Source organism: Amorphus coralli DSM 19760 (genome assembly GCF_000374525.1).
In the GTDB taxonomy this organism is placed as follows: Bacteria; Pseudomonadota; Alphaproteobacteria; order Rhizobiales; family Amorphaceae; genus Amorphus; species Amorphus coralli.
The window spans coordinates 288,625-311,220 of the sequence record NZ_KB894572.1 but is presented as its reverse complement, the minus strand read 5'-3'; the positions used below and the strand labels follow the sequence as shown (position 1 = coordinate 311,220).

The following is a 22,596-nucleotide window of genomic DNA, read 5'->3' as shown; positions in this document are numbered from 1 at the left end:
CTGCAGGCCGTGTGGGGCGTGCCCGCGAAATCGCCCAGATTGGCTGCTGAATGACAGGTTCGGACGGGTGGACCGGCATGCGTTGCACGCGCCCCGTCCCCCAGACAGCAAGGCGCGCAATGGCCACGCTCGACGACACCACTGAAGCGGATCTGCCGGAACGTCCGCTCTGGCAGCGGGTGCTGCGGTCCGGCGGCTTGCCGCCGCCGGTCGGACGCTGGCTGCGGCGCCAGATGCCCAAGCGGCTGTTCGCGCGTTCGCTGCTCATCGTCATCATTCCGATGGTGCTCCTGCAGTCGGTCGTGGCGTTCGTGTTCCTGAACCGCCACTGGCAGAACGTGACCGACCGGCTGTCTGAGACGACGGCGGCCGAGGTCGCCACCATTGTCGAACTCATCGAGCGCGCGCCGAGCCCATCGGAGGCGCAGGCGGTGGTGGCCACGGCAGCTCGCTCGCTGTTCGTGTTCGCGAGCCTGGAGCCGGACGGCAAACTGCCGCCGCCGATGCCGAAACCGTTTTTTTCGCTGCTTGACCGGACGCTCTCCAGCGCCATCCGCGACCGGGTCGGCAAGCCCTTCGCCATCGAGATCGTCAACGAGGAAAAATTCGTCGAGATCCAGATCAAGCTGAACGCGGGCGTGTTCACGGCGGTGGTCCGGCGTAGCCAGGCCTACGCCACCAACTCCCACATCACGCTGGTGTGGATGGCCGGCACCTCGGTGGTGCTGCTTTCCATCGCTGCCCTGTTCCTGCGCAACCAGATCCGTCCGATCCAGCGGCTGGCCGACGCGGCGGAAAGCTTCGGACGCGGTCGGCCCATCACCGGGTTCCGGCCACGTGGCGCCACGGAGGTCCGGCAGGCCTCGCGCGCCTTCATCGAGATGCGGCGGCGCATCGAGCGGCAGATGGAGCAGCGCACGGCGATGCTGGCGGGCGTCTCCCATGACCTGCGCACCATCCTAACGCGCTTCAAGCTGGAACTCGCCTTTCTCGGCGACGGAGAAGAGACGGAGGCGCTCAAGAAGGATGTCGACGCCATGCAGGCGATGCTGGAGGACTATCTGGCTTTCGCACGCACCGACATCGAGGAAGCGTCCGAGACCATCGACCTGTCGGAGCTTGTCGAGGACCTGGCCGTGGAGGCACGGCGGCGCGGCGCGAAAACGACCGTGCGATTTGAAGGCGACCGTGACATCGAGGCGAAACCGAACGCTTTGCGTCGGGGCATCCAGAACCTGGTGGTCAACGCCGCCCGCTATGGCAAAACGGTGGAGATCTCGGCGCGCAACACGGAAGGCTGGGTGACCATCTCCATCGACGACGACGGGCCGGGCATTCCCGCGCAGTCGCGCGAGGATGTGTTCCGACCCTTTTTCCGCCTCGACACGGCCCGCAACCAGGATCTCGGCGGCACGGGGCTCGGGCTGGCGATCGCCCGCGACACGGTGCGCGGCCACGGCGGCGACATCCTGCTGACGGACTCGCCGCTCGGCGGCCTCAGGGCCCGCATCCACCTGCCGGCATAAGAGGCGGGGTCAGAACAGCTTGCCCCCGTTCGGGACGCGCTTGTCGATGCCGGCGAGAACCACGTTGCCCTCTTCGTCCGGGAAGCCGAGGGTCAGGACCTCGGAGCGGATCGGGCCGATCTGGCGCGGCGGGAAATTGACCACCGCCATCACCTGCTTGCCGACCAGTTCCTCCGGCGCGTAGTGCTCGGTGATCTGAGCGGACGACTTTTTCAGCCCGATCTCCGGACCGAAGTCGATCATGAGCTTGATCGCCGGTTTGCGCGCCTCCGGGAAGGGCGCGGCTTCCACGATGGTGCCGGCGCGCACGTCGACCTTCAGGAAGTCGTCGAAGGAAATCGTGCCTGACGGGGTTTCGGCCTGGCTCATCGCAGCTCCCTTTCCATGCTGTGGCGCGCAGCACATTCCGTGCAAGCGGGAGCCCCGGGGTAGCCGATCCGCCGGCCACGCGACAAGCGCGGCGGCTTCGGCCAAACTCAGATGGGCTCTTCCGTCGCAACGTCCGAGACAACCGGATCCGTGGGACGGCGCTCCGGCCAGCGCCGACGGGGCGGACGCCGCAACACGCGACCGAGACGCTCCAGCCGCTCGAAGGAGCTTTGCGCACGGCGCAGCTCCTTGTCGAGCGCGGCCATGGTGCGCGGCATCCCCTCATCCGCCTCGTTGACGAAGACCCGCAACACGCGGGCGAACGACACCACGAGTCCCTGGGTGACCGCGGCCCCGAGCAACCCCTCGAACCGGATCCCCGCCGCCGTCAGCATCCAGCGTTGGGAGACGAGGCCGATCCGGTTGATGCTGGCGGCAAGCAGCGGGTCCTGCCGCACCGACCGGAACAGACCGTGGAGCGCAGCGCGGTGTGGCCGCAGCACATCCAGCCGCCGCATGAGCACGTCGAACAGGCGTTCGCGCGGCGGCTCGTCGGCCATGTCGGAAACATCCTCGGCGAGCACGGCCTCGTCCACGTCACGGACGAACGCCTCGTAGATCGCAAGCTTGGTGTCGAACATCCCCCGCAGCTCGGCCAGCGACACGGACGCCCGCTCCGCGATTTCGTCGAGTCCGATCTCGGCGAAGGGTTTTTGCGACAGGAGATCGAGGAAGGCGGTGATGACGCTCTGGCGCTGCTGCTTGGTGGCCATGACGAACTCCCTTCTCGCAAGACGGCACGCCGCATCGAGCGGGCCGCGTCTGTTCAATGAGATAGGAACCCGGGCTGTGAATCCAATGCGACAGGCAAGCCCACTCGACCTGGCGGACTAGCTCCCCAGTTCCCGGGCGCGGATCCTGGCGGCGTCAACTGCGGCAACGAAGAGTTTCTCCATCGCTGCGTCGTTCATCAGCACGCCGAGCGCCGCGGCCGTGGTGCCACCGGGCGAGGTCACGTTGCGGCGCAGGGTTTCGGCCTCCGCATCGCTGGCATCGAGCAACGCGCCAGCGCCCGAGACCGTACCCCGGGCAATTCGCATGGCGAGATCTTCCGGAAGCCCGACCTTGCGGCCCGCCTCCGCCAGACACTCCACCATGTGAAACACGTAGGCCGGGCCGGAGCCGGAGACGGCGGTGGCGGAATCGATCAGGCCTTCGTCGTCCACCCACTCGACCATGCCGATGGCGCCAAGCAGTTCGGTGGCCGCCTGCCTTCGCTCATCGTCCACGGCGGCGTTGCCGAAACAGACGGTAACGCCGCGGCCGATCTGCGACGGCGTGTTGGGTATGGTGCGCACCACCGGCCCCTCGCCGAGGGCCGCCTCCAGGGTGGCGACGGTGATGCCGGCGGCAACGGAAACGACGGTCGTGTTCGCGTCGCGCATCGCCGCGAGGGCTGGCAGCACGTCGCCCATCATCTGCGGCTTTACCGCCAGGATCAGAACGCCGGCCTTCGTGTCGGCGGGCGGCTCGGAGGCAAGCCGTGCCCCGAGCTGCGCCGCGCTGGCCGCGACCTCGTCGGAGACGGCCGGATCGACCACCATCACCGGCGCCCCGGGTGGCCTCGCCGCCCAGCCGGCCAGCATGGCGCCGCCCATCTTGCCGGCGCCAACCAGCACGATCGGACGGGTCGCGGTGTCGATCATGCCTCGCCCGCGGTCTCGAACAGGGCCGTGTCGAGCGCCTCGCTGGCGGACTTGCCGGCCCAGACGACGAACTGGAAGGCCTGATAGTGGCGCTCGCACATTTCGATGGCGTGGGCGAGCATGCCTTCAATCTGGGCGGAGGTCGGATGGACCTCGCCGGCGAGAAGCTGGGCGTGCCGGTAGATCACCACGCCTTCCTTACTCCAGAGATCGAAATGGCCCATCCACATGCGCTCGTTCACCAGCGCCAGCAGGCGGACCACCTCGGTGTAGCGCGGCTCGGTCACCTTGAGGTCGAAGGCGGCCGCCAGATGCAGCGCCTCGAACTCGTCCATCCATGTAAAGGAGACGTGGTAGTCGCACCAGTGCCCGGCGATCGAGATGGTGATTTCGTCATCGCCGGACCGGTCGAACAGCCAGTCGTTCGAGACGGCGATATGCTCGATCTGGTCGACCGGGTTGCTTGCGCGCTCCAACTCAATGTCGATGAAGGTCATGACCGATCCTCGCGGGTGCCGTGGCGGGAGAGACGAAGGCGGGTGCGGCCTCCCAGATAGGGGCGCAAACAGGGCTCGTCGGCGGCGGCGCGAAGGCCTCGCGTCCCTTGAGGCGCAAGCTGCGCGACACGCGAATCTCTAACGGTTCGAGTATATCGACGCAAACGCCGCTCGGCGAGCCGGCCTTACTCGGAAGGAGTGGACGGAGCGTCCCCGGAAGGGCCGGAGGCGCCGCCGGAACGAGCCTCCAGCGTGGCGATCCGCGCCTCAAGGGACGCGATCCTCGTCTGCAGCGCCTCGACTTCGTCGCGGGCGCTCGCGGCCATGTGTTTCACGGCTTCGTGCTCGTCGCGCTGGACGAGGTCCATGTCAGACAGGAAGCGCTCCGCCTGGGCACGCATCGCCGTTTCCGCCTCGCGACGGAAGGACTGCGCCACCGCGCCGGCATCGGTGGCCAGCTTGGAGAAATCGTCGAAGAACCGGTTGGATCCCTGGGTCATGGCGCACCTTGCTGTCTGAAACGCATCGCGGAGTCAGCATGACTATGGGGATGGCGGATCGCCGGAACAAGGCCGATCGGTGCGTCTTGACGCGTGTGCGAGCCTCTGCCCACTGTCCGCCCGGCCGACCGGCGCTGCACGCGGGCCGGTCGCGATGCAATCCGCCACGGACGCCCGCCCATGCCCGTTTTCGTCATCCCCTATCCGACGATCGATCCGGTTCTGATCGAGTTCGGGCCGTTCGCCCTGCGTTGGTACGCGCTCGCCTACATCGCCGGCATTCTGCTGGGCTGGTGGTATATTCGAAGCCTCTGCGCCAACAACCGGCTCTGGGCAGGCGCCCAGGCCCGCCCCTCCCGCACCGAGATCGACGACTTCGTCCTGTGGGCAACCGTCGGCATCGTCGTCGGGGGCCGGCTCGGCTTCGTCACGGTCTACAACTCCGCCTATTATCTCGAGCACCCGCTTGAGGCCCTGCGCATCTGGGAGGGCGGCATGTCCTTCCATGGCGGGCTGGTCGGCGTGATCGTGGCGATGATCGCCTTCGCACGGGTCCGGAAGGTCCCGACCTGGACGCTCTTCGACCTCGTTGCCGCGTCCACGCCGATCGGCGTCTTCTTCGGCCGCATCGCCAACTTCGTGAACGGCGAGCTCTGGGGTCGGCCCACCGAAGTGGGCTGGGCGATGGTGTTTCCCGGCGCTGGCCCTGAGCCGCGCCACCCGAGCCAGCTCTATGAGGCGGCGCTGGAGGGCGTGCTGCTCTTCATCGCCCTGCGCATCGCCACCCACCACTTCCTCGCGCTCAAGCGGCCCGGCCTCACCGCCGGCATCTTCATGATCGGCTACGCGGTGGCCCGAACCATCGCCGAACAGTTCCGCATGCCGGACGCCCAGATCGGCTTTCTGCCGGGCGGACTGACCATGGGTGCGGTTCTTTCCATCCCGATGATCGTTGCTGGAACCTGGGCGATCTGGCGCGCCCTCTCTCGTCGGGACGCAGGCGATGCGGCACCCCGCGCATGACCCAGCCACTCGCCGAGCGCATCGCCGCTGAGATAGCCGCGAGCGGACCGATCTCCGTTGCCGACTTTATGGCCCGCTGCCTCGGCGACCCGCAGGACGGCTACTATATGACGCGCGTCCCGTTCGGGGCGGATGGCGACTTCACCACTGCACCGGAGGTGTCGCAGCTCTTCGGCGAACTGATCGGCGCATGGCTGATCGCAACCTGGGAAGCCGCCGGCGCGCCCTCCCCCGTCCGGCTCGTCGAACTCGGACCGGGCCGGGGCACGCTTGCCGCCGACATCCTGCGCGTGGCCGCCCTCCGGCCAGCGTTCCTGGATGCGCTGACGGTGGAGCTGGTGGAAACCAGCCCCGTCCTGCGGCAGACCCAGAAGACCACCCTCGAGGCCTCGCCGCGACCCCTCACCTGGCACGACCAGGTCGAGGATCTGCCTGACGGGCCGATGCTCGTGGTGGCAAACGAGTTCTTCGATGCCCTACCGGTGCACCAGTTCGTCAGGGCACAGGACGCGTGGCGCGAGCGAGTCGTGGGGTTGGACGAAAACGGGCGGCTCGCCTTCGGCATCGGTCCGGGAGCGCTGCCGGAGGCGATGACCGCCGGATTCGCTGACGCTCCGGACGGCGCCGTCCTGGAAGTCCAGCCGGTGGCCGACGCCATCATGGAAACCCTCGCCGGCCGGATTGCCCGCCAGGGCGGCGCGTTGCTCACCATCGACTATGGCTATGTGCGGCCTGGCATCGGCGATACGCTGCAAGCCCTGCGCGCTCACACCCATGTCGACGCCCTCGCCGATCCCGGAGCAGCAGATCTCACCACGCACGTAAATTTCGCAGCCCTCGGTGCAGCGGCGCGTCGTGGTGGTGCGGCTGTGCACGGACCGGTGACCCAGGGTGCCTTCCTGCTCGCGCTTGGCCTTGTGGAACGCGCGCACAAGCTCGCCGCCGGGAGCGACGCCGCGGGCTTCCGGGCGATCGAGGCCGATGTGGCAAGGCTGGCCGCAGTCGATCAGATGGGTGAGCTCTTCAAGGTCATGGCGGTCACGCCAGATACCCTGCTGGCGCCGGGGTTCGGACGGCTCTGACACCTGCTTACGCATCCGCTCTCTTTACGCGGAGGCGAAAATGCGGGGATAGTCGGCATTCGGACAGGCGCATCATCGAACAGCGCGACGGCAGGGCCGCCAAAATCCCGGCTGTCGGCGCCACGAGTGCGCCTTCCGCGAACCGGCCTGGCCCGAATCAGAGCCAGGCCGCCAGACCGATGGACCGGGTGAGGAAGACTGGGATGATCACCGCGCGGGAGCTCGCCGGGTTCGACGACATCCGCCACGGGTTCTTCACCCGCGAAGGTGGCGTATCCGACGGCATCTATGCGAGCCTGAATGTCGGCTTCGGCTCGAAGGACGAGCAGACTGCCGTCGCCGAGAACCGCAAACGGGTCGCTGATCGGCTTGGCGTGGCCGCCGACAGGCTCGTGACGCCATACCAGATCCATTCGCCGACGGCACTAACCGTGGACGGCCCATGGCCGGACGGCGAGCGCCCTCGCGGTGACGCGGTGGTCACCGCGACGCCCGGCGTGGCCGTCGGCGTCGCGACCGCCGACTGCGGTCCCGTCCTGTTCGCCGATCCGGGTGCACAGGTTGTCGCCGCGGCCCACGCCGGCTGGCGCGGCGCCGTTGGCGGCGTGCTGGAATCGACGATCTGGGCGATGGAGGCGCTGGGTGCCCGGCGCGCTGCCACCGTCGCCTCGCTCGGCCCCACCATTTCGCAGGCATCCTACGAGGTTGGCCCCGACTTCATTCAGCAGCTTCTCGACGAAGACCTGGCCAACGAACGCTACTTCGCACCTGCAGCACGTCCCGGGCATGCAATGTTCGATCTTCCCCGGTACATTGAGGATCGCCTGAGGGCCGCCGGCATCGGAACTGTCGGCCGCCTCGACGCCTGCACCTATTCGGAGCCGGATCGCTTCTACTCGTACCGGCGGTCGCAGCACCGAAACGAGCCGGACTACGGCCGGCTGATCTCGGCCATCGCGATCGTTCCGCGCTGAGCCCCGCCCTTTCCGCAACAGAAATGGACACACCCCATGGCGCTGGCCTTCGACCGCGAGGAGTATGACCGACGCAGGGACGCCGTCCTTGCCGAGATGAAAGCCCGCGATCTCGACGCGCTGCTTCTGTTCGCGCCGGAAAGCCACTACTGGCTGACCGGATACGACACGTTCGGCTACTGCTTCTTCCAGTGCCTGATCCTGATGAAGGACGGGCGCTTCGTGCTGCTGACCCGGCTGCCGGACATGCGCCAGGCGCGGCACACGTCGCTGATCGAGGACATCCGGGTCTGGTCGGACGAGGCCGGCGGAAACCGCACCAAGCGCCTCAAGGACCTGCTGTTCGACCTGGATCTGCTGGGCGCCAAGCTTGGCGTGGAGACCAACACCCACGGCCTGACTGCGGCCCATGGCAAGGCGCTGGACGAGGCGCTGCAGTCGTTCGCGGCCGCAGCCGACGTCTCCGACCTGGTGCCGACGCTCCGGGCGGTAAAGAGTCCCGCGGAAATCGCCTGCGTGCGCAAGGCCGCCTCGCTCGCCGATGCGGCCTGGGAGGCCGGCATGGCGGAGATCCGCCCCGGCGCCGACGAGGGCCGCATCCTTGCCGCCATGCAGGGTGCGGTGTTCGAAGGCGGCGGCGACTATCCCGGCAACAGCTTCATCATCGGTTCCGGCGAAGACGCCCTCCTGTGCCGCTACAAGTCGGGACGCCGGACGCTGTCGGAGCAGGACCAGCTCACGCTGGAGTTCGCCGGTGCGTACCGGCACTACCACGCCGCCATGATGGCCACCCTCACCATCGGTCCCGCCACCGATCGCCATCGCGAGCTGTTCGACGTGGCCTCGTCGGCGCTGTCGCGCGTGGAAGGCGCCATGCAGCCCGGCAGCACCTTCTCCGATGTATTCGATGCCCATGCCAGGGTGGTCGACGGCGCCGGCCTGCAGCCCGCCCGCATGAATGCCTGCGGCTATTCTCTGGGGGCACGCTACGCGCCCTCCTGGATGGATCCGCCCATGTTCTACCGCGGCAACAAGACCGCGATCCGGCCGAACATGGTGCTGTTCGCCCACATGATTCTGATGGACGATACCACCGGGACGGCGATGACACTGGGGCGGAGCTACATCACCACCGACGATGCGCCGGAACCGCTCTCGAAGGTGCCCGTCAGCCTCGTGGAGGTGACCTGACCCGCCGTGCCACGGGACATCGGCGCTGCGCGCCAATCCCTTCGCGCACCGCCCGCCCCTCGCCTTCCATCCGGCCGATGGTGCTGCGACCAGGCAAGAAATCGCTCACCAAAACAGTCTTCAGGGCCATTTCCTGTCGATCGGGTGTTTCCACCCGATCGCAAAAGGCTCTAGAGATCGGGCGGGAACCCGACCAGGACAAAGGAGCCCCAGGCTATGGCAGATCCCGCGCGCGCCCGTTCGAGCGGCCACCGGCTGATACTGATGATCGCCGTCGCCGTTGCGGGTCTGACGCTTGCGGCCTGCGGAGGCCCGTCGCGCCTGTCCGGCGTGGTCAACCTGCCGGGAGCGGACGAGACGACGGCTGAGCCCATCCCCAAGGATGAGGTGACCGTTGCGTTCGAACCCTTCACCGGTATCCCCGGCAACATCGCTGATGAGCTTGCCGGGGAGATTGCGGCAGCGGCAGAAGTCAGGAAGATTACGCTGGTCAAGCGGCTGGGTTCCCCCGCGACCTACCGGGTCAAGGGCTTCCTCTCCGCCATCTCGTCCGACAACGCCGCCAACATCGTCTACGTGTTCGATGTGTTCGATGCGAGCGGCAAACGGCTGCACCGCATCACCGGCGAGCGCCAGGCCGGCGTCTATGCCGGTGACCCCTGGTCAGGGGTCGGCACGGCACAGCTGAGCCTCGTGGCCACCGACGTCATATTCCAGCTCGACGCCTGGTTGATGGGCGGCGGGCGCTGACGGCCACTGGCAGTGGATTTCCGGCCTTCGACCGGCACGCGTGTTGCAAACGGGGCGCACCTCATGCGCCACACATGCGGAATGCGCTGCCACGACGCGGCGCGTGTTGCCGCCCGCAAGCCCGGTTGCTAGTTAATCCTCCCATCGGCGGGCCGGATTCCTGAGGACACCCACCCCGCGGACCATTCGACCGCAGCATGGGGCAACGAGGCAGCACATCATGAAGCTCGTGACGGGGAACTCGAACCGCTCGCTCGCCGAGCAGATAGGCGCCTATCTCGAGGTTCCCCTGACGAAGAGCCTGGTGCGGCGCTTCGCCGACCAGGAAGTGTTCGTCGAGATCCAGGAAAATGTCCGTGGCGAGGACGTGTTCGTCATCCAGTCGACGAGCTATCCCGCCAACGACCACCTGATGGAACTCCTGATCCTGATCGACGCGCTGCGGCGCGCATCGGCCAAACGGATTACCGCGGTTCTGCCCTATTACGGTTACGCCCGCCAGGACCGCAAAGCCGGTCCGCGCACGCCGATCTCTGCCAAGCTGGTCGCCAACCTGATTGTCCGCGCCGGCGCCGACCGCGTGCTGACCCTCGACCTGCACGCCGGGCAGATCCAGGGCTTCTTCGACATCCCCACCGACAATTTGTTCGCCGCTCCCGTCATGACCCGGGACATCAAGGAGCGCTACGAGCTCGGCAACATCATGGTGGTGTCGCCTGACGTGGGCGGCGTGGTGCGCGCACGTGCCCTCGCCAAACGCATCGACGCGCCGCTGGCCATCGTCGACAAGCGCCGCGAGCGTCCCGGCGAATCGGAAGTGATGAACGTCATCGGCTCGCCGGAGGGACGGGACTGCATTCTCGTCGACGACATCGTCGATTCCGGTGGAACGCTGTGCAATGCCGCTGAGGCGTTGCTGGCCCAGGGCGCGACCAGCGTCGCCGCCTACATCACCCATGGCGTCCTGTCGGGCGGCGCGGTGGCGCGCATCGCCGGGTCGAAGCTGAAAGAGCTGGTGATCAGCGATTCCATCGAGCCGACCGAGGCGGTCCTCGCCGCCGGCAACATCCGCGCCGTCTCCATCGCTCCGCTGATCGGCGAGGCCATCAGCCGGACCGCGCTGGAGGAATCGGTCTCCAGCCTCTTCGACTAGTCCCCCTCGACACCGGCGAACGCCACAAAAAAGGCCCGCGGAGACCGCGGGCCTTTTTCGTAAGGGTATCTGGACGAAAGCAGGACGGAAAACCGGGACCCACTTTTCCTGGGATTGCTCTACGAGCTCGCCTCGTCCTCGTCGTCCTCGTTGCTCTCACCCTTGCGCCAGGCCTTGAGACCGGAGAACACCGCGTCCGGATCGACGTTCGCGTTGTCGTCTTCCGGCTCCGGAGTGGACGGCGAGAGCGCCTCCTCGACGGAGAGCAGCGTCGCCGGCTCCTGCTGGTCGCTGGCCGCAACGGGCCCCGCTTCGGCGGCAGCCTTCTCCACTTCCAGATCGAGTTCGATCTGGGTGCACAGACCCAGCGTCACCGGATCGGCCGGCTGCAGGTTCGGTGCGTTCCAGTGGGTGCGCTCGCGGATCGCCTGGATGGTGGTCTTGGTGGTGCCGACCAGCCGGATGATCTGGGCGTCCTTGAGTTCCGGATGGTTGCGCAGCAGCCAGAGGATGGCGTTCGGCCGATCCTGGCGCTTGGAGACCGGCGTGTAGCGCGGCCCCTTCCGCTTGGCTTCCGGAACACGGACCTTGGAGACGGAGAGCTTCAGGCGATGGGCGGCATCCTTCTCGCCGGCATCGATCTCGTCGCGGGTAAGCTGGCCGGTGAGGACCGGGTCGAGACCCTTGATGCCCTGAGCCGAATCGCCGTCGGCGATCGCCTTCACCTCGAGCGGGTGCAGCTTGCAGAAGACGGCAATCTGCTCGAAGGACAGCGACGTGTTGTCGACCAGCCAGACCGCGGTCGCCTTGGGCATGAGCGGAGCGTTTTGCCCGATCGCCATGTAAAATCCTCCTGTTTGCTCCCACGGGTTGCGCCGCGAAAGCCCCTCTCTCTTCCAAATGAATGTAGGGGAATGAAGAGCGAGATATAGACCGCAAGCCGGCTCAACGCAAACGTTGCGCGCGCGCCCGGCCATCGCCCGGTCGAGATCGGGATTGCGGTGGCAGGGCGCGACACCGATCTGAAGGGAAGTCAATTTCGGCGGGACCGCCCCGGAAATCGGCGGCAACAGAGGTCAGACCATGAGCACACCCAAGACCAGCAATCCCGGGACGGGCGACAAGGCCGCGGAACGCAAGCATCAGGAGGACGTGCTCGACGAATCGCTGGAGGAGACTTTCCCCGCCAGCGATCCGCCGGCGATCACGGAGCCGAAGCGCAAGCCGGGCCCTCACGACGCCGACTGATCGTCGCGCGCCTACCTCCGAGAGAGCCTGACCTCAGGCGTCGGCGTCGCCGATGGTCAGCACGATCTTGCCGACGTGGCCGGAGCTCTCCATCCGGCGATGCGCTTCCGCCGCCTTGGCCAGCGGGAAGGTGGAATCGATCACTGGCCGTGCCTTTCCCTCGCTCATCAGCGGCCAGACATTGGCCTTGAGCGATGCTGCCAGATCCGCCTTGAACGCCACATCGCGAGCTCTCAGCGTCGACCCCGTATGTGTCAGCCGCTTCATCATCAGGCGGCGAAAATCCACATGCTCGCTAGAACCGCCCAAAACCGCGATCTGCACGATGCGCCCCTCCACCGCGGCAGCCTGCCAGTTGCGCTCGACATAGCTGCCGCCGACCATGTCGAGGATCAGGTCGACCCCGTGGCCGTCGGTCACTTCCTTGACGACGGAGACGAAGTCCGTCGTGCGGTAGTTGATCGCCGCATCGGCGCCGAGTTCGCGACAGGCCGCGAGCTTCTCGTCGGATCCGGCCGTGGTGATCACGAAAGCACCGAAGGCCTTGGCAAGCTGGATCGCGGTCGTGCCGATGCCGGATGTTCCGCCGTGCACCAGGAAGCTCTCGCCGGCCTTCAGCCCGCCGCGGTCGAACACGTTCGACCAGACGGTGAAGTAGGTCTCCGGCACAGCGCCGGCCTCGACAATGGACAGGCCCTGCGGCACCGGCAGCACGTTCTCGGCAGCCGCCAGGCAGTATTCGGCGTAGCCGCCGCCAGGGACGAGCGCCATGACCGGATCGCCGACGGACAGCCCCTCCACGTCCGGCCCGAGCGCGGCGACGGTGCCGGCAACCTCGAGGCCGGGGATCGGCGTGACACCCTTCGGCGGCGGGTAATTGCCCTGGCGCTGGAAAACGTCCGGCCGGTTCACGCCCGCCGCCTTGACGGCGATGAGTACCTCCCCGGCAGCCGGCGCGACGACCGGCATCGTTTCGGGAACCAGAACCTCGGGACCGCCCGGCTCGCGGATCGCGATTGCCGTCATTTTCTCCGGTACAGTCACTGTCACGCTCGCCTCCGTCGCGGCCCAATGCCGCCTTTCCCATACAGCCTCCGGCCCGGCAGTGACAACGCGGATGGGACGTGCCGGGCTCCGACCTTCCCAGGCCGCGCCACCCATGGCGGCCCCTTTTCGTGTCGACGACCACGACATTTGGGGGCCGGATTGTCTCGACGGCCGGTTTTCCGCTAGCCTGCCGGGCTGCGTGCGCCGTTCAGAATGAAGGGCGCATGACCGGACGGACCAGATACGGAGGGGCGAGCCATGGCGATCCACGACAAGGAACACCGTCCGAAGATCGGCGGGCTCCTGGTGGTCGGCGAGGACCTGTCGGCTCAGTCGCTGGAAGATCTCGCCGAACGCAGGGCAGCACTAGAAGCGGAGATCCGGCGTGTCGACGAGGTGGTGCGCGCCAAGAGTGCGACACGCGCCGCCGCGGACTCGCTGTTCAAGAGCTAAGCCGGCCTGCTTCAGTCGCGCCCGGCGAGCATGATCTTGTCCGCCAGGAGCCCGGGATTAGTGAAGCACAGCTCGTGGCTTCCCGACGTCTGGACCAGCCTGAACAGGCCAAGCTTCTCCGACAGGCGCGGATGCCAGCCATGGCTGTGCGGCAGGGCCGTGTCCTCCGTGCAGTTGATGTAGGACTTGGCCAGCCCATTCGCTGCCGGGTTCGTCTTGAGCGCGATCTTGTCGGTAAACGTCGCGTAGGGATGCGGATTGAGCGTCTCGTAGGCTGCCCGCGCCTCGTCCTCGCCAGCATCGTTGATGAAGGCCTCCCGCCAGATCGGATAGGGCAGCATCACCGAATTGTCCGCGCTGGCGGCCGCGATTTCGTCGAACAGGCCGACATAGTGCGGGGGAACGAGATCGTTGAGGGCCTCGCCGTCATAGGGCACGAACGCGTTCCAGTAGACCAGACGGCGGATGCGCTCCGGCACCGCATCTGCGACACCCGTGATGACCATACCGCCATAGGAATGGCCCATAAGCACCACGTCCCGGAGATCCTCGTCTCGGAGAAATCCGACGATGGACCCGATCGCTTCTGCGAGACCGGTGCGCTTGTCGTCACCAGGACGGTTACCGGCGATCGTCGGCGTATGGACCGTGTGGCCGGCAGCCCGGATCGGTTCCGCGAGCGGCTCGAAGTGGTCGCCAGTGTGCCAGGCCCCGTGCACCAGAACGTAGGTTGCCATCGTCATCCCTCCCTCTATCGCCGCCAGCGGCGGCCCCTGTTAACCAGCCATTAAGGTTAATAAAGAATAACCGGGATTATCCAGCCCGCTGGATTAGAGTGGTGATGGCCACTTTGCTTTTGACGCCTCCAAGTCTGACACCTTCACCGCCCCGTCCGGGGCGGTTTTTTTGTGCGCGGACCGACGGCGGGATCAGGCGGCGGGCAGGACGGCCGTGGCCTCGATCTCCACCATCGCCTCTTCCTCGACCAGCGAGACCACCTGGACCAGCGCCATGGCAGGGAAGTGCTTTCCCATCGCGGCGCGGTAGACGGGGCCGAGTTCCTTGAGCGACGCGCGGTAGGCCTCGATGTCGGTGACGTACCAGGTCAGCCGGCCGACATGTTCCGGACCGCCGCCGGCCGCCTCCAGAACCGCTACGATGTTGGCGAGCGCCTGGCCCACCTGGCCGAGGAAGCCCTCGGCAAAGCGTCCCTCGACATCCCAGCCGATCTGGCCGCCCACGAACAGGACTCGGCCCTCGCCGATCATGCCGTTGGCGTAACCGCGCGGCTCGGCCCATCCCGCGGGCTGAACGGCGGACAGCGGCGAGGGCAGACGGGACGACGCAACCTTCGCCTTGTCGTCGCGGACAGCGGTATCACTCACGAATAACCCTCCGTATTCAGGTTGAGGCTCAAGCGGACGCGGTCTCGGCGATCTGCCGGAGCTGGAAGCGCTGCAGCTTGCCGGTTTCCGTGCGCGGCAGTTGCGCCACGAAGTCGATCGCCCGCGGATATTTGTAGGGAGCGGCCTCGGCCTTGACGTAGTCCTGCAGCTCCTTCACGAGCGCCGCATCCCCGGTGAAGCCCGGCTGGAGAACCACATAGGCCTTCACGATGTGGCCGCGCTCGGGATCAGGGGCGGCGACCACCCCGCACTCCGCCACGGCGGGATGCGCCAGCAGCGTGCTCTCAACTTCGGGACCGGCGATGTTGTAGCCCGACGAGATGATCATGTCGTCGGAGCGCGCCTTGTACCAGAAGTAGCCGTCGGCATCGGTCTCGTAGGTATCACCGGTGATGTTCCAGCCATTCTGGACGTAGACCGTCTGGCGGGCGTCGGCGAGGTAGCGGCAGCCGGTCGGGCCGCGCACGGCAAGACGGCCGGGAACGCCGGGCGGGCACTCGTTGCCGTCGTCGTCGATCACCTTCGCCTCGTAGAGCGGCACCGGCTTGCCGGTGGAGCCTGGCCGGATCGCCTCTTCCGGCGCCGCGATGAAGATGTGCAGCATCTCGGTACCGCCGATGCCATCGAGGATCTTCATGCCGGTCTTCTCGTACCAGGCATCCCAGGTGGGCTTGGGCAGCGCCTCGCCGGCCGACACGCACTTGCGCAGGCTGGAAATGTCGGCGTCGTCGAGTTTGCTGAGCATGGCGCGGTAGGCAGTCGGCGCGGTGAACATGATCGTCGCCTTGTGGGTGGCGATCGCGTGCAGGAGGTCATCCGGCCCGGCCCGTTCCAGGAGCAAGGCCGACGCGCCGACGCGGAAGGGGAACAGCACCAGCCCGCCGAGACCGAAGGTGAAGGCCAGTGGCGGCGAGCCAACGAAGCGGTCGTCCGGCCCCGGCTTCAGCACTTCGCGCGAGTAGCAGTCGCAGATGGCCAGCATGTCGCGATGGAAGTGCATCGTGCCCTTCGGCTGACCGGTCGTGCCGGAGGTGAAACCGATCAGGCACACATCGTCGCTGGCCGTGTCGCACGCGGTGAAGGGCTCGTCGTAGGCCGCCATCTGGGCTTCCAGCCCGTCAGCGGCATCGGTGCCGAAATAGAGCACGTCCTTCAGGCGCGGCGCCTGGGTGCGCGTCTTTTCCATCTCCTCCGACAGCTTGCGGTCGCAGATGGCCAGGTTCAGTTCCGGCTTCTCGACAAGATACTTCAGTTCCTTGGCCCGCAGCAGCGGCATGGTCGCCACGACGATGCCGCCGGCCTTGATGATGGCAAAATAGACCGCCGTCATCATCGGGTTGTTGGCGGATCGCAGCAGGACCCTGTTTCCGGGGATCAGCCCGTAGCGGTCGACCAGCACATGGGCGATCCGGTCCACGACGCCCTTGAGCTCGGCATAGGTCCAGGTGATGTCGCCGCCGATGAGAGCAACGCGGTCGCCGCGCCCCTCCTCCACGTGACGGTCGATCAGCTCGACGGCGCAGTTCATGCGCTCCGGGTAGCCGAGCTTCTCCAGGTTCGGGAATTCCGGCCAGAGATCGCGCGGCGGAAGGTTGTCCGCAGCGAAGGTGTCGACGTGCGCGGATTGGGTACCCATCGATCAAGTCCTCTCGGTAGGAAGGTCTTGGTTGTTTCTGCTGGTCCGGACGATCTGGCGCCGCCCTTTCGATCTCGTGCTGTCAGGAGGCCTTGTCCGCGGCGCGCGCCTGCAGCGCCTGACGGGCAATGATGACCTTCTGCACCTCCGACGCGCCCTCATAGATCCTGAGCGCGCGGATATCGCGGTAGAGCTCCTCGACCCGGGTGCCCAAGCGCACGCCGTCGCCGCCGTGGATCTGCACCGACCGGTCGATGACGCGCTGGGCGGCCTCGGTGGCGTAGAGCTTGGCCATGGAAGCCTCGCGGGTGATGCGCGGCGCCCCTGCGTCCTTGGTCCAGGCGGCCCGGTAGACGAGCAGCGCGGCGGCATCGACGTCGAGCGCCATCTCTGCAAGGGCGCCCTGGGTCAGCTGCAATTCCGACAGGGGTGCCCCGAAAAGTTCGCGCCCGCTGGCACGGTCCAGGCCCTCGTCGAGGGCAGAGCGGGCAAAGCCCAGGGCCGCCGCGCCGACGGTGGACCGGAACACGTCGAGGGTCGCCATGGCGATCTTGAAGCCCTCTCCCGGGGCACCGAGGCGGGCCGACTCCGGCACGACAACACCATCAAAGCGCAGGCGGGCAAGCGGATGCGGAGCGATCACGTCGATCCGCTCGGCAATCTCGAAGCCCGGACGGTCGGCCTCGACCACGAAAGCCGAGAGCCCCTTTGCCCCTGGAGCCTCGCCGGTGCGCGCGAAGACGACATACTGGTCGGCAATGCCGCCGTTAGAGATCCAGGTCTTCTCGCCGGTGATGCGAACGTTGCCAGCCCCGTCGGGTTCGGCAACGGTGGCCAGTGAGGCCACGTCCGAACCGGCTTCGGGCTCCGTCAGCGCAAACGCCGCAATGCGCTCGCCGGCGGCGACGGCCGGCAGCCAGGCGGCCTTCTGCGCTTCGCTGCCGTAGAGGCTGATGGAGCCGGTTCCGAGCCCCTGCATGGCGAAGGCGAAATCGGCCAGCGCGTGATGGCGGCCCAGCGTCTCGCGGGCAATGCACAGCGTCCGGACGTCGAGCTTCTCGGCAGCCCCGCCATGCGGAGCGACGACGACATGCTGCAGGAAGCCGGCCTCGCCCAGCGCCTTCACCAGGCGCCGGCAGCTTCCGTCCACGTCGTGATGATCGACCAGGCCGGAGACGTGCTGTCCGGCCCAGTGGTCGAGCTCGGCGGCGAAAGCGCGATGGCTGTCCTCGAAGAACGGCCAGGAGAGGAAGCTCTTGTCGGCCATAGCGTCAGTTCCCCTCGAAGACAGGCGTCTTCTTGGCCGCGAAGGCCTCGAAGGCGCGTCGGTAGTCCTCCGTCTGCATGCACAGCGACTGGGCGAGCGCTTCCGCGTCGATCGACTGATCCACGGACATGTCCCACTCCATGTGCATCATCTTCTTGGTGATGCCGTGGGCGAAGGTCGGGCCCCGGGTCAGCTCCTCGGCAAAGGCCTGGGCCTCGGCCAGCACCGCGTCAGAGGCAACCAGCCGGTTCAAGAAGCCCCAGCGCTCCGCTTCCTCGCCGCGCATGACGCGGCCGGTGTAGAGCAGCTCGGAGGCGCGGCCGAAGCCGATGATGCGGGGCAGGATCCCGCAGGCGCCCATGTCGCAGCCAGCCAGCCCGACCTTGGTGAACAGGAACGCGACCTTGGAACCCTCGGTGCCGAAGCGCACGTCGGAGGCCATGGCGATGATGGCACCTGCACCGACGCAGACGCCGTCGATGGCGGCCACGATCGGCTGCGGACAGGCCCGCATGGCCTTGACCAGATCGCCAGTCATCTGGGTGAAGTCGAGCAGCCCGACCATGTCGCGTTCGAGCAGCGGCTGAATGATCTCGAAGACGTCGCCGCCTGAACAGAAGTTGCCGCCCGCGCCGGTGACGACGATGACCTTCACCTGCTCCTCGTGGCGCAGCGCCCGGAAGGTATCGCGCAGCTCCGCATAGCTCTCGAAGGTCAGCGGGTTCTTCCGTTCCGGCCGGTTGAGGGTGATGGTCGCAACCGGGCCGTCGACGGTCAGCAGGAAATGCTGCGGCGTATAGTCGGACAGCGGCAGCGTGATCTCGAAGCGGTCGCTCACCGGCTCCCCTCCCCTTTGCTTGACTGGTTTTCGACGGACGCCTTGGTACGGGACAGGCGGTCGAGCAGGATGTCGATATCGTTCGACGACAGCGCGCCGAAGAGTTCGCCCACCCACCCCGCGTGCTCGGCGGCCATTTCCGCGAACGCCGAACGGCCCTCGTCGGTGAGGCGCACGAAGGTGGAGCGGCGATCGGTGTCGGAGGCGCGGCGCTCCACCAGCCCGTCCTCGGCAAGGCGCTCCACGAGGCCTGTGACGTTGCCGTTGGAGACCATCATGCGCCGGGAGATTTCGCCCAGGCTGAGGCCGTCGGGCGTCTTGTCGAGTTGCGCCATCAGGTCGAAACGCGGCAGGGTCACATCGAAACGTTCGCGCAACCGGCGGCGGATCTCCGCCTCGATCATGTTGGTGCAGGTCAACATCCGGAGCCACAGGCGCAGCTCGCTGGTGTGGTCGCGGGGGCTTTCCAGCGCCCGTGTCTCCGCGTCGAGGGTGATGGAAGGGACCATGTCGGCCATCACATCACCTCGCCGCCCGCCACCACGATGGACTGGCCCGTGATGGCTCCCGCGGCGGGGCCGACCAGCCAGCGCACGGCATCGGCCACCTCGTCCGGACGGATCAGACGCTTGAGCGGATTGGTGTCCGACAGCGCTGCGCGCGCCTCGTCGGCGCTTCGGCCGGTGGCGGCAACGATCTTCTCGACGCTTTCGGACGTAAGGTCGGTATCGGTGAAGCCCGGACACACCGCATTCACGGTGACGCCGCGGCCGGCCGTCTCCAGCGCAAGCGACCGGGTGAGACCGATCACGGCGTGCTTGGAAGCGGTGTAGGCGGACGTGTAGGCGTAGCCCTTGAGGCCCGCCGTGGAGGCGACATTGACGACGCGGCCGAAGCCCGACTTCAGCATCGCTGGCAGCACCGCCTGGGTGCAGATGAAGACGCCCTCGACGTTGACGCGCCACACGGTGCGCAGCAGATCGAGGTCGGTCTTCACGAAGGGAGCCGTCATGGCGATGCCGGCGGAATTGACCAGGATCTCGACCGGACCGTTCTCCGCCGTGGCCGACGCGACCGCGGCAGAAACCGCTTCGGCGTCGGTCACGTCCGCCTGGACGATGGTCGCACCACCGATGGAACCGGCCGTCTTTTCAAGCGGCTCGCGGCGGCGTCCGAGCAGCGACACGCGGGCGCCTTCCGACTTGAGAAGCGCGGCGATGGCTGCACCGATGCCGGTGCCGCCGCCGGTGACCATGACGTGCCGTGCGACCGCTGCCTCGCCCACTCTGTGCCCTCGTTCCTGGACGCGAAACCGGACGGAAACCCGACACGGGATGCGCGACATGACCGCCCTTGCGGGCACCGAACCGTCGAAGAGCCGCGTCGTTTCATCGCTTGCGGCCGAAATTGTTTCAAGCTTAAAATATCTACCGAAGACGCACAAGAGACGCGTCGTCCGCGCCGTCCTTCACGGCATGACCACACCCGGCTCGGGAGTCGACAGATGAAAATTTCGGTGATGGGCGGCGGTCCCGCCGGCCTCTACTTCGCAATCCTGATGAAGAAGGCGAACCCGTCGACCGAGATCACGGTCTTCGAGCGCAACCGCCCGGACGACACGTTCGGCTTCGGCGTCGTGTTTTCCGACGAGACCCTGCAGACGTTCGAAAAGTACGACTACGAGAGCTACAAGCTCATCACCGAGCACTTCGCCTACTGGGACGACATCGCCATCGACTTCAAGGGCGAAGAGTTCCGCATCGGCGGCAACGGGTTCTGCGGCACGTCGCGCAAGCAGCTCCTGATCCTGCTGCACCAGCGCGCCCGCGAATTGGGCATCGAGCTCCTGTTCGAGACCGAGGTCGCGGACTTCGAGGCGCTGATGCGCGAGTCCGACCTCGTGGTCGCGTCCGACGGCATCAACTCCGTCGTTCGCGAGACCTGGCGCGAGCACTTCCAGCCGGAAGTGGATCTCCGCCCGAACAAATTCGCCTGGATGGGCTCCACCAAACCGCTCGACGCCTTCACGTTCTTCTTCGAGGAGACCGAGTACGGCATCTTCATCGCCCACACCTACCAGTACGAGCCGGGCCTTTCGACCTGGGTGATGGAGACCGACCCGGAGACCTTCGAGCGGGCCGGCCTCGGCAACATGAGCGAGGAGGAATCGGCCAAGTTCCTCGAGGGCGTGTTCGCCAAGGCGCTGGACGGTCACCCGCTGCTGATCAACCGGTCCTACTGGCGCAACTTCCCGATGATCCGCAACAAGCGGTGGACCAAGGACAACATCGTCCTCGTCGGCGACGCCAAGTCCACGGCGCACTTCTCCATCGGTTCCGGCACCAAGCTCGCCATGGAAGACGCCATCGCGCTGTTCGAGGCCTTCCGCAAGCACGGCTCGGTGGATGCCGCGCTGGCCGCCTTCGAGACCGGCCGGCGCGAGGAAGTTGAGAAGATCCAGCACTCCGCCGACGTCTCGCTCGTCTGGTTCGAGCACGTCGACCGGTTCTGGTCGATGGACCCGGTGCAGTTCGCCTTCGGCCTGATGACCCGCGCCAAGGCGATCACCTACGACAATCTGGAGCTGCGTGCGGAGGAGTTCGTCCGCGACGTGGACCAGATGTTCGCCCGTCAGGTGAAGGCGGAAGGGTTCGACGTGAACCTCGACAGTCCGCCGCCGCCGATGTTCCACCCGCTGAAGGTTCGCGACATGGTCGTGCCGAACCGGCTGGTGGTCTCGCCGATGGACACCTACTCCGCCGTCGATGGCATGCCGCAGGACTTTCACCTCGTGCATTACGGCTCGCGGGCGATGGGCGGCGCCGGCCTCGTCTACACCGAGATGACGTGCGTTTCCGACACGGGACGGATCACGCCGGGCTGCGCCGGCATCTACACCGACGAGCAGGAGGCCGCCTGGACCCGCATCGTCGACTTCGTGCACGAGAATTCGGGCTCAAAGATCGCCATGCAGATCGGGCATTCGGGGCGGAAGGGCTCGACCCGGCTGATGTGGGACGGCATGGACCAGCCGCTCGAGGAAGGCGGGTGGGACGTGATCGCTCCTTCCGCGATTCCCTATTTCGAGCACAGCCCCGTCCCGCGCGAGATGACCCGGGACGACATGGACCGGATCAAGGCCGAGTTCGTGGCGGCGGCGGAGCGGGTCAACCGCGCCGGCTTCGACATGCTGGAGCTGCATTGTGCCCACGGCTATCTGCTGGCGACCTTCCTGTCGCCACTGACCAATACGCGCAGCGACGAGTACGGCGGCTCGCTGGAGAACCGGCTGCGCTACCCGCTTGAGGTGTTCGATGCCGTGCGCGAGGTCTGGCCGGCGGCCAAACCCATGTCGGTGCGCCTCTCCGCGACCGACTGGAAGGAAGGCGGCATCACCGGCGACGACGCCGTGGAGATCGCCCGTGCGTTCACCGAGCACGGCGCCGACCTGATGGACGTATCCACGGGTCAGACCGTTCCGGACGCCAAGCCGATCTTCGGCCGCATGTTCCAGACGCCGTTCGCCGAGCAGATCCGCAACGAGGCGAAGGTGAAGACCATTGCCGTCGGCAACATCACCTCGGCCGACCAGGTCAACACCATCCTGGCCGCGGGCCGCGCCGATCTCGTTGCCATCGGCCGCCCGCACCTGACCCATCCGGCCATCACCATGCAGGCGTCGGCGGACTACGGCTTCACCGGCACCTACTGCCCGACGCAGTATTTCCCAGGCTACGAGGCGGACCTGCGCAACGCGCAGCGGACGCGCGAGGAGCTGAAGGAATTGCGGCTGAAGGCCCGACCGAAGCACCAGTACACGAGCGAATCCCGCCAGGCTGCCGAATAGGCCGGCGATCCGGACAGCGATCGGCGGACATCCCTTTCCGCCGGTCGACCATCCACGTCTGGGCGAACCCATCCAGTTGATCC

The 22,596-nt window shown here is 66.9% G+C and carries 24 protein-coding genes; 10 read left to right on the top strand and 14 right to left on the bottom strand.

Annotated features, from left to right (window positions below; translation table 11 throughout):
• The first annotated feature begins 119 nt into the window (after positions 1-119).
• Positions 120-1,526: an ATP-binding protein gene (locus tag C507_RS0109400; protein WP_018699435.1), complete on the top strand. Its 1,407-nt coding sequence runs from the start codon at positions 120-122 to the stop codon at positions 1,524-1,526.
• Between the two features lie 9 nt (positions 1,527-1,535).
• Here C507_RS0109400 and C507_RS0109395 read toward each other — a convergent pair whose 3' ends face one another.
• The 5 genes from C507_RS0109395 to C507_RS0109375 form a co-directional block, all read right to left on the bottom strand.
• Entirely contained in the window at positions 1,536-1,895 is a 360-nt protein-coding gene (locus C507_RS0109395; protein ID WP_018699434.1) for a tRNA-binding protein, read from the bottom strand.
• A gap of 107 nt (positions 1,896-2,002) precedes the next feature.
• Positions 2,003-2,668: a hypothetical protein gene (locus tag C507_RS20880; RefSeq protein ID WP_018699433.1), complete on the bottom strand. Its 666-nt coding sequence runs from the start codon at positions 2,666-2,668 to the stop codon at positions 2,003-2,005.
• A gap of 117 nt (positions 2,669-2,785) precedes the next feature.
• On the bottom strand, positions 2,786-3,601 hold the full coding sequence (gene proC, locus C507_RS0109385) for a pyrroline-5-carboxylate reductase (RefSeq protein WP_018699432.1): 816 nt from the start codon (positions 3,599-3,601) through the stop codon (positions 2,786-2,788).
• Positions 3,598-4,098: a type III secretion system chaperone family protein gene (locus C507_RS0109380; RefSeq protein ID WP_018699431.1), complete on the bottom strand. Its 501-nt coding sequence runs from the start codon at positions 4,096-4,098 to the stop codon at positions 3,598-3,600. The genes proC and C507_RS0109380 overlap by 4 nt, the downstream gene beginning before the upstream one ends.
• Positions 4,099-4,283: 185 nt before the next feature.
• Positions 4,284-4,598 carry an accessory factor UbiK family protein gene (locus C507_RS0109375; RefSeq protein ID WP_018699430.1) on the bottom strand — a complete coding sequence of 105 codons (315 nt, stop codon included), beginning with the start codon at positions 4,596-4,598 and terminating at the stop codon, positions 4,284-4,286.
• Between the two features lie 180 nt (positions 4,599-4,778).
• Between C507_RS0109375 and lgt the strand changes: the two genes are divergently transcribed.
• From lgt to C507_RS0109345, 6 genes are all read left to right on the top strand, one after another.
• Positions 4,779-5,621, top strand: coding sequence for a prolipoprotein diacylglyceryl transferase (gene lgt / locus C507_RS0109370; RefSeq protein ID WP_018699429.1), 843 nt, complete (start codon positions 4,779-4,781; stop codon positions 5,619-5,621).
• Positions 5,618-6,703 carry a class I SAM-dependent methyltransferase gene (locus C507_RS0109365; protein WP_018699428.1) on the top strand — a complete coding sequence of 362 codons (1,086 nt, stop codon included), beginning with the start codon at positions 5,618-5,620 and terminating at the stop codon, positions 6,701-6,703. The genes lgt and C507_RS0109365 overlap by 4 nt, the downstream gene beginning before the upstream one ends.
• Positions 6,704-6,906: 203 nt before the next feature.
• Positions 6,907-7,677: a peptidoglycan editing factor PgeF gene (gene pgeF / locus C507_RS0109360; protein WP_018699427.1), complete on the top strand. Its 771-nt coding sequence runs from the start codon at positions 6,907-6,909 to the stop codon at positions 7,675-7,677.
• 36 nt (positions 7,678-7,713) lie between these two features.
• Positions 7,714-8,868: a M24 family metallopeptidase gene (locus C507_RS0109355; protein WP_018699426.1), complete on the top strand. Its 1,155-nt coding sequence runs from the start codon at positions 7,714-7,716 to the stop codon at positions 8,866-8,868.
• Positions 8,869-9,084: 216 nt separating this feature from the next.
• Positions 9,085-9,618: a hypothetical protein gene (locus C507_RS0109350; RefSeq protein ID WP_018699425.1), complete on the top strand. Its 534-nt coding sequence runs from the start codon at positions 9,085-9,087 to the stop codon at positions 9,616-9,618.
• 220 nt (positions 9,619-9,838) lie between these two features.
• The gene (locus C507_RS0109345) at positions 9,839-10,771 is read left to right on the top strand and encodes a ribose-phosphate pyrophosphokinase (RefSeq protein WP_018699424.1); all 933 of its coding nucleotides are present in this window, start codon (positions 9,839-9,841) and stop codon (positions 10,769-10,771) included.
• Positions 10,772-10,890: 119 nt separating this feature from the next.
• On the opposite strand, the gene C507_RS0109340 is transcribed toward C507_RS0109345, so the two are convergent.
• Positions 10,891-11,613, bottom strand: a complete 723-nt coding sequence (locus C507_RS0109340) for a DUF1013 domain-containing protein (protein WP_018699423.1) — start codon at positions 11,611-11,613, stop codon at positions 10,891-10,893.
• A 241-nt stretch (positions 11,614-11,854) separates the two neighbouring features.
• Between C507_RS0109340 and C507_RS23260 the strand changes: the two genes are divergently transcribed.
• A complete protein-coding gene (locus C507_RS23260; RefSeq protein WP_018699422.1) occupies positions 11,855-12,019 on the top strand; it encodes a hypothetical protein in 165 nt (54 codons plus the stop codon).
• Positions 12,020-12,052: 33 nt separating this feature from the next.
• Here C507_RS23260 and C507_RS0109330 read toward each other — a convergent pair whose 3' ends face one another.
• Positions 12,053-13,045 carry an NAD(P)H-quinone oxidoreductase gene (locus tag C507_RS0109330; RefSeq protein WP_018699421.1) on the bottom strand — a complete coding sequence of 331 codons (993 nt, stop codon included), beginning with the start codon at positions 13,043-13,045 and terminating at the stop codon, positions 12,053-12,055.
• Positions 13,046-13,324: 279 nt separating this feature from the next.
• Here C507_RS0109330 and C507_RS0109325 point away from each other — a divergent pair, with 279 nt between their 5' ends.
• The gene (locus C507_RS0109325) at positions 13,325-13,519 is read left to right on the top strand and encodes a DUF1192 domain-containing protein (protein ID WP_018699420.1); all 195 of its coding nucleotides are present in this window, start codon (positions 13,325-13,327) and stop codon (positions 13,517-13,519) included.
• Positions 13,520-13,530: 11 nt separating this feature from the next.
• Here C507_RS0109325 and C507_RS0109320 read toward each other — a convergent pair whose 3' ends face one another.
• The 7 genes from C507_RS0109320 to C507_RS0109290 form a co-directional block, all read right to left on the bottom strand.
• Positions 13,531-14,256 carry an alpha/beta hydrolase gene (locus tag C507_RS0109320; RefSeq protein WP_026318973.1) on the bottom strand — a complete coding sequence of 242 codons (726 nt, stop codon included), beginning with the start codon at positions 14,254-14,256 and terminating at the stop codon, positions 13,531-13,533.
• A 192-nt stretch (positions 14,257-14,448) separates the two neighbouring features.
• The gene (locus C507_RS0109315) at positions 14,449-14,904 is read right to left on the bottom strand and encodes a RidA family protein (protein ID WP_018699418.1); all 456 of its coding nucleotides are present in this window, start codon (positions 14,902-14,904) and stop codon (positions 14,449-14,451) included.
• Between the two features lie 28 nt (positions 14,905-14,932).
• Complete coding sequence (locus tag C507_RS0109310) at positions 14,933-16,561, bottom strand: benzoate-CoA ligase family protein (protein WP_018699417.1); 1,629 nt, start codon at positions 16,559-16,561, stop codon at positions 14,933-14,935.
• 82 nt (positions 16,562-16,643) lie between these two features.
• Entirely contained in the window at positions 16,644-17,828 is a 1,185-nt protein-coding gene (locus C507_RS0109305) for an acyl-CoA dehydrogenase family protein (RefSeq protein ID WP_018699416.1), read from the bottom strand.
• Positions 17,829-17,832: 4 nt separating this feature from the next.
• On the bottom strand, positions 17,833-18,666 hold the full coding sequence (locus tag C507_RS0109300) for an enoyl-CoA hydratase family protein (protein WP_018699415.1): 834 nt from the start codon (positions 18,664-18,666) through the stop codon (positions 17,833-17,835).
• Complete coding sequence (locus C507_RS0109295) at positions 18,663-19,184, bottom strand: MarR family winged helix-turn-helix transcriptional regulator (RefSeq protein ID WP_018699414.1); 522 nt, start codon at positions 19,182-19,184, stop codon at positions 18,663-18,665. The genes C507_RS0109300 and C507_RS0109295 overlap by 4 nt, the downstream gene beginning before the upstream one ends.
• On the bottom strand, positions 19,184-19,951 hold the full coding sequence (locus C507_RS0109290; protein ID WP_018699413.1) for an SDR family NAD(P)-dependent oxidoreductase: 768 nt from the start codon (positions 19,949-19,951) through the stop codon (positions 19,184-19,186). The genes C507_RS0109295 and C507_RS0109290 overlap by 1 nt, the downstream gene beginning before the upstream one ends.
• A 219-nt stretch (positions 19,952-20,170) precedes the next feature.
• Here C507_RS0109290 and C507_RS0109285 point away from each other — a divergent pair, with 219 nt between their 5' ends.
• Positions 20,171-22,513, top strand: a complete 2,343-nt coding sequence (locus C507_RS0109285; protein ID WP_018699412.1) for a bifunctional salicylyl-CoA 5-hydroxylase/oxidoreductase — start codon at positions 20,171-20,173, stop codon at positions 22,511-22,513.
• Positions 22,514-22,596 lie beyond the last annotated feature (83 nt).

Excerpts from the sequence above, each read along its gene's own strand:
- C507_RS0109400 (WP_018699435.1), top strand. The coding sequence starts at position 120 with ATGGCCACGCTCGACGACACCACTGAAGCGGATCTGCCGGAACGTCCG.
- C507_RS0109395 (WP_018699434.1), bottom strand. The coding sequence starts at position 1,895 with ATGAGCCAGGCCGAAACCCCGTCAGGCACGATTTCCTTCGACGACTTC.
- C507_RS20880 (WP_018699433.1), bottom strand. The coding sequence starts at position 2,668 with ATGGCCACCAAGCAGCAGCGCCAGAGCGTCATCACCGCCTTCCTCGAT.
- proC (WP_018699432.1), bottom strand. The coding sequence starts at position 3,601 with ATGATCGACACCGCGACCCGTCCGATCGTGCTGGTTGGCGCCGGCAAG.
- C507_RS0109380 (WP_018699431.1), bottom strand. The coding sequence starts at position 4,098 with ATGACCTTCATCGACATTGAGTTGGAGCGCGCAAGCAACCCGGTCGAC.
- C507_RS0109375 (WP_018699430.1), bottom strand. The coding sequence starts at position 4,598 with ATGACCCAGGGATCCAACCGGTTCTTCGACGATTTCTCCAAGCTGGCC.
- lgt (WP_018699429.1), top strand. The coding sequence starts at position 4,779 with ATGCCCGTTTTCGTCATCCCCTATCCGACGATCGATCCGGTTCTGATC.
- C507_RS0109365 (WP_018699428.1), top strand. The coding sequence starts at position 5,618 with ATGACCCAGCCACTCGCCGAGCGCATCGCCGCTGAGATAGCCGCGAGC.
- pgeF (WP_018699427.1), top strand. The coding sequence starts at position 6,907 with ATGATCACCGCGCGGGAGCTCGCCGGGTTCGACGACATCCGCCACGGG.
- C507_RS0109355 (WP_018699426.1), top strand. The coding sequence starts at position 7,714 with ATGGCGCTGGCCTTCGACCGCGAGGAGTATGACCGACGCAGGGACGCC.
- C507_RS0109350 (WP_018699425.1), top strand. The coding sequence starts at position 9,085 with ATGGCAGATCCCGCGCGCGCCCGTTCGAGCGGCCACCGGCTGATACTG.
- C507_RS0109345 (WP_018699424.1), top strand. The coding sequence starts at position 9,839 with ATGAAGCTCGTGACGGGGAACTCGAACCGCTCGCTCGCCGAGCAGATA.
- C507_RS0109340 (WP_018699423.1), bottom strand. The coding sequence starts at position 11,613 with ATGGCGATCGGGCAAAACGCTCCGCTCATGCCCAAGGCGACCGCGGTC.
- C507_RS23260 (WP_018699422.1), top strand. The coding sequence starts at position 11,855 with ATGAGCACACCCAAGACCAGCAATCCCGGGACGGGCGACAAGGCCGCG.
- C507_RS0109330 (WP_018699421.1), bottom strand. The coding sequence starts at position 13,045 with ATGACGGCAATCGCGATCCGCGAGCCGGGCGGTCCCGAGGTTCTGGTT.
- C507_RS0109325 (WP_018699420.1), top strand. The coding sequence starts at position 13,325 with ATGGCGATCCACGACAAGGAACACCGTCCGAAGATCGGCGGGCTCCTG.
- C507_RS0109320 (WP_026318973.1), bottom strand. The coding sequence starts at position 14,256 with ATGGCAACCTACGTTCTGGTGCACGGGGCCTGGCACACTGGCGACCAC.
- C507_RS0109310 (WP_018699417.1), bottom strand. The coding sequence starts at position 16,561 with ATGGGTACCCAATCCGCGCACGTCGACACCTTCGCTGCGGACAACCTT.
- C507_RS0109305 (WP_018699416.1), bottom strand. The coding sequence starts at position 17,828 with ATGGCCGACAAGAGCTTCCTCTCCTGGCCGTTCTTCGAGGACAGCCAT.
- C507_RS0109295 (WP_018699414.1), bottom strand. The coding sequence starts at position 19,184 with ATGGCCGACATGGTCCCTTCCATCACCCTCGACGCGGAGACACGGGCG.
- C507_RS0109285 (WP_018699412.1), top strand. The coding sequence starts at position 20,171 with ATGAAAATTTCGGTGATGGGCGGCGGTCCCGCCGGCCTCTACTTCGCA.